The organism is Bacteroides sp. Phil13 (assembly GCF_001940965.1).
GTDB lineage: Bacteria > Bacteroidota > Bacteroidia > Bacteroidales > Bacteroidaceae > Bacteroides > Bacteroides intestinalis.
The window spans coordinates 1-6,066 of record NZ_MSHA01000064.1; the positions used below are offsets into that span (position 1 = coordinate 1).

The 6,066-nt window shown below is 37.2% G+C and carries 1 protein-coding gene; it reads left to right on the forward strand.

Features of this window, described 5'->3' with window-relative positions:
• Positions 1–6,066 (forward strand): MBG domain-containing protein (locus tag BWI44_RS11965; protein ID WP_286813955.1); only part of this gene is annotated, 6,066 nt, incomplete at both ends.

Here is a 6,066-nt window from a genome sequence, read left to right on the forward strand (position 1 = left end):
CCCAGACGCTCTTACACTTACATTTACAAGAGCAGAAGGAAAGAACGTAGGAAGCTACGCTTTAGAAACCGTTTCAGTAAACAATGACAACTACGAAATCACACTTCCAGAAAACGAATGGTTCACTATTACAGTATATAAGCTCACTGTTGATAGCTTGCCAGAGGGATATAAAACAACAAAAGAGTATAATGCTGACGGATTTGCTCCAGCAGACATCAAATACACTTTAAATAATGATGACGTAGTAATTAGCTTCAATAAGTCAGATAAGAACAAAGGAACATATAAACTTAAAGACTTATTTAAACAAGTTAATAACTCTAACTATGAGGTAACAATTTCCGATGCTCTTACAGTATCAATCACAGAATGCAAGAAGGTTATTTCTCTTGAAGAAATTCCAGAAGCAAGCAGAAGTGCTGTATACAACGGAAAGGCAATTACACCTGCTTCATTTGACAAAGACTACACATTCAGTGTAGACGGTCAAGCCGTTACAGAAACTCTTACAATTAGCTTCAAAGCAGTTGGAACTAACGTAGGTACATACAAGCTTGAAATTGCATCAGTTACAATTGGTGGAAAGACAGCTACAAACTACTCAGTTTCACTTGCAGTAAAAGAAAACAACTGGTTTGAGATTACGAAGTGCACTCTTGAGCTCACAAAATTAGACTTTGGCGATGCTTACACATGGAGCAAGAGATACGACGGAAAGATCTTCACACCAGCTTCAATTACAAAGTCAATTAATGGCGAAACAATCACAATCGAGTTCGAATCAATCGGGCCAAATGTCGTAACAGAAACATTAAAACCAAAAGCAAATAGTAATTATAGTGTTACTGTTGAAAACGATGTTAAAGCATCAATCACAGCTTATGCCTATGAACTTAAAGAAGTTGATATCAAAAACGGATCAAAGACTAAGGTTTATACAGGACAAGAGCTCACACCAGATGCAATGACATTGACATTGGTTGAAGGCGAAACACTTACAATTTCATTCAATAAAGTTGGAAAGAATGTTGATACTTACGCACTAGTAATTGCTTCAACAAAGATTGAAGGCGAAAATGCAACAAATTACAGCATCACACTTCCAGAGAACAAGTGGTTCAGCATCACACCATTTAAGTACACACTTAAAGCAGGAGATGTAAGCTTCACAAAAGTTTATGGAAAGGCAGACACAACATTATCAAAAGAGTTCGCAGCAGGAGCATTCGCTCATGAAGGCAATGCAGAACTCAAGAACCCAGACGCTCTTACACTTACATTTACAAGAGCAGAAGGAAACACAGTTGGAACTTATGCATTATTAACAGTTACTGTTGATGAGACAAATAAGAACAATTATGCAATTACTCTTTCAGACAACAAGTGGTTCAGCATTACAAAAGCAGAGCTTACATTCACAGTTTCAAAAGTTTACGACGGAACAACAGCGTTCACAAACGGTAATGTAACTAGCGTAACTGGAAAAGTCGGAGCAGACGAAATCTTACTTTCAGGTAACTATCCAAGCAAGGATGCAACTACATCAGCAGCAATCACTGTTTATACACTTTCTGGAGCTGCAAGTGCAAATTACTCTGTAAAGACAGTTACAGGAACAATTAACAAGTTTACTTATACTCTTAAACAAGAAGACGTTAAACTTTCAAAAGTTTATGGACACGCAGATCCAGAACTTAAAGTAACTCTTACAAAGAACTCTGAGGGAATCAATAACCCAGACGAACTTGTAATTACATTTACAAGAGAGGAAGGATCTTCAGTTGGAAAATACAAATTAACAATTGCATCGGTTAAGTATAGCAGCGGCGACGACGCAACAAACAACTATACAATCACAATCCCTGACGACAACACATTCTTCGAAATCGAAGCTGTTAAACAAGGATTAATGGTTGCCGTTGATGGCGAGTTCGCAATGACATACGACACAACAACTGTTACAAGAGTTGCAACAGAACTTGATTCAAATAAGTGGTACTTAGCAGCATACACAACTGACGGCACATTGAAAGCAAGAGTTGGACTTTCACTCTATTTCAACGATCAAGTTGCCGAGGGAACTTGGGAAGTTAAAGCCGTTACTTCAGATTTAGCTACAATGTTCGACGGAATCACAATTTCAATTGCTGACAGCTTAAGAAATGTTGGAAAATATGCATTAAGCATTTCTGGACATAACGATATTTATACAGCAGATGCAACATTTGTTGATAGCTCATATGTATCAGCAAGTCCAGTATTTGAAATCAAGAAATTCACTAAAGTGCTCACAGCTTCAGAGCTTACAAAAGATAGCTCATGGACAAAGGCATATGACGGCACAGCTCTTACACCAAACAGTGTTACAAAAGAGTTTATAGCTGGCGAAACAGTTACAATTGATTTTGCTTCAGTTGGAACAGATGCTAAGAAATATGCATTGTCAGTTAGTGGCACAAATAACGAAAACTATGAAATCTCAGTTGAAGATAACGACTTATTGGAAATTACAAAGAGAGCTTACACATTAACAGCAAGCGATGTTGCAAGCGTTAACTCAAAAGTATATTCAAATTCAACAATAACACCTGATTCAATCGAGCTTACATTAGTAAACAACGAAAAACTTACAATTTCATTCAACGCAGTTAGTGGAACTACTGTTGGGGAATATGAAATGGTAGTTAGCTCCGTTATGCTCGGAGAAAATGTTGCAGCGAACTACGAAATCAAGGAAGAACCTGGAAATAAGTGGTTCAGCATCACAAAATTCAAATATACAGTTGTTGAAGGCGACCTTGGACAAGAATATGTAAGAACAAAGACATATGACGGAACAAGCTTGCAGCCAGCAACAATTACAAAAGAATTAAATGGCGAAACAATCGAAATTAGCTTCAAAGCAACTGGAGTTAATGTAAATGACTACGCATTAGAATATGCAGGCGTAAGCAATGACAACTACGATATCACTATTTCTGCAAATACATGGCTGAAAATTACAGAGTATACATACGAGCTTAAGGAATCAGATCTCACGACATCTGAGTCAAAGACAGCAGTGTATACATCAAAGGCAATCACACCAGGATCTATCACATTAGAGAAGGTAACAGGAGAAATCCTCACAATCACATTCGAAGATGTTGAAAAGACAGTAGGAAAGAAAGCATTAGTAATTAAGACAGTAAGGATTGGTGGAGGAGTTGCAAGCAACTACAACATCACAATTCCAGCAGGAAACACATGGTTCGAAGTAACACAATATAACTACACTGTTACAGAAGATGATGTTAAAGATATTGTTAAGACAAAAGTTTATGACGGAGAAAACCTTGCTCCAGCATCAATTACAAAAGAGCTCATTGCAGATTCTGGCGAAACAGTTACAATTAACTTTGCTCCAGTTGGAACAGATGCTAAGAAATATGCTTTAGCTTATGCTAGCTCAAGCGATGCAGTAAACTACAACATTACAGTTGCTGCAAACGAATGGCTAGAAATCACAAAGAAAGCTTACACATTAACTGTAGAGGATGTTGCAGCCACTAGAGTTAAGACATACACAGGACATGATGTAACTCCAGATCCAATTGAAATCACATTAGTTGGAAATGAAACACTTAAAGTAACATTTAAGGTTGCTGGAAAAGATGCAAGTACATATGATATGGTAATTGATACAGTTACTCTGAATGGAGTAGAAGCAACAAATTATGATATCTCAATTCCAGCAAACAATCAGTGGTTCAGTATTGAACATGGAACATACATGATTTCAAAATCTGACTTCCCAGAAGATTATGTATGGTCAAGAGAGTACAATGGACAGAAGTTCACACCAGCTCCAATCACTCTTAAACTTGGTGATGACACAATTACAGTTAACTTTGAAGAAGTTGATGCAAATGTTGGACCTTACACATTAAAGATTAAGAATATGGTTAACGCAGAGAACTTTGACATTGATATCAATCCTCTCACAGTTTCAATCACAAAACTTTCTTATACATTAGCTGAATCAGATCTTACAGATGCAGCTAAGACAGCACAATACAATGGAAAAGTTATCACACCAGGATCTATCACATTAGAGAAGGTTCCAGGAGAAATCCTCACAATCGCATTCAAAGATGTTGAAAAGAATGCTGGAGAATATCCATTAGTAATTAAGTCAGTTACACTTGGCGGAGTAGATGCAACAAACTACGACATTAAACTTCCTACAGCAGGTTTAACATTCACAGTAACACAAATTAAACATGTTATTTCGCTACAAGACCTTGGAGAAAATTATGTACTTACTAAGACTTACGACGGAACAAACCTTGCACCAGCGTCAATTTCACTTAAATTGATTGAAGGTTCAGACGAAGCCGTAACAATTAGCTTTACATCAGTAGGACCTAATGCAGGCGAGTATGCACTTGCTATCTCAAGTGTAGGTGACACAACAAACTATGATATTACAATTACAGAAAACACTTGGTTGTCAATTACTCAAAAAGCACTTGACATCACAGTTACAAAGACATATGACGAAACAACAAGCTTTGACGGAGCAAACATTTCTATCAAAGGAATTGTTGGATCAGACGAAGTTACAGCTTCAGGATCATATGCAAGCGCAAATGCTACAGAATCAGCAACATTCACAGGAGTAACATTAACAGGAGCGGCTAGTGCAAACTACTCTGTAGGAAACGTTACTGGAAGCATTGCAAAATACAACATTGTAGTTGCTGCAGAAGACATCGAAAACAGAACAAAAGTTTACGATGGCAAGGAACTTACAAACACAGTTGTTAAGACTCCATTTACAACAGCAATCACAGTTACATTTAAATCAGTTGGACCAAAATTTGGAACATATGATTTAGAGTTTGATAGTGTTAGTGATTCAACGAACTACACAGCTACAGTTCCATATGGCGTTACACTTGAAATCAAGAAGTTCGCATACACACTCAAGGAAGGAGATGTGAGCTTCACAAAAGTTTACGGCAAAAATGACCCAGATCTTAAATTAACATTTGAGGCTGAGATCCTTGCAGGTGTAAACAACGGCGGACTTACAAACCCAGACCAACTTGTACTCACATTCACAAGAGCTGCAGGAGAAACAGTAGGCAGCTACGCATTAACAAGTGTTGTAGCAGACAATGAAAACTACGATATCTCACTTCCAGCAGATTGCAAGTGGTTCACTATCACACAACTTACACACGTAATCAAAAGGGAAGAACTTCCAGAAGGATACGTTTTAACTAAGAAGTATGATAGAAATAAATTTAAGCCAGCTTCAATTACTCTTAAATTGATTGAGGGCTCAGAAGAAAGCATTACAGTTAACTTCAGCGAAGTTGGACCTAATGCAGGAAAATATGATTTAACTATTTTGAGCGTTAGCGATAATGTTAACTACAGCATTACAATTAACGGAGCAGAATGGTTAGAAATCACAAAAGCAGAGCTTAACGTTACAGTTTCGAAAGTTTACGACGGAACAACAGCATTCACAAATGATAATGCAACTATCACAGGAATCTTAGGATCAGATGAAGTTACAGTTTCAGGTAACTACGATAGCAAAGACGCTACAGAGTCAGCTACTATCACAAATATTACACTTGATGGAGCTCAGAAAGACAACTACTACATTGAAAGTGCAACAGGAACAATTTCAAAATACAACATTGAAGTTGCTGCAGACGAAATCGTAAATACAACAAAGATTTATGACGGAAATAAACTTGAAAATGTATTAGTTAAGTCATTACATAGCGCAGACATTACAATTACATTTGAAGCAGTTGGTCCAGATGCTGGAAAATATGCATTAAAACTTGCTAGCATCAGTGATGAAACTAACTACACAGTTACAGTTCCAGATGTAACACTCACAATTTCAAAATTCACATATACACTCAAGGAAGGTGACGTAAGCTTCACAAAAGTTTATGGAACAGATGATCCAGAACTTAAAGAAACATTCGAAATTGGAAGAATTACTGAAACAACAAACAGTGCCCTTACAAACCCAGACGCTCTTACACTTACATT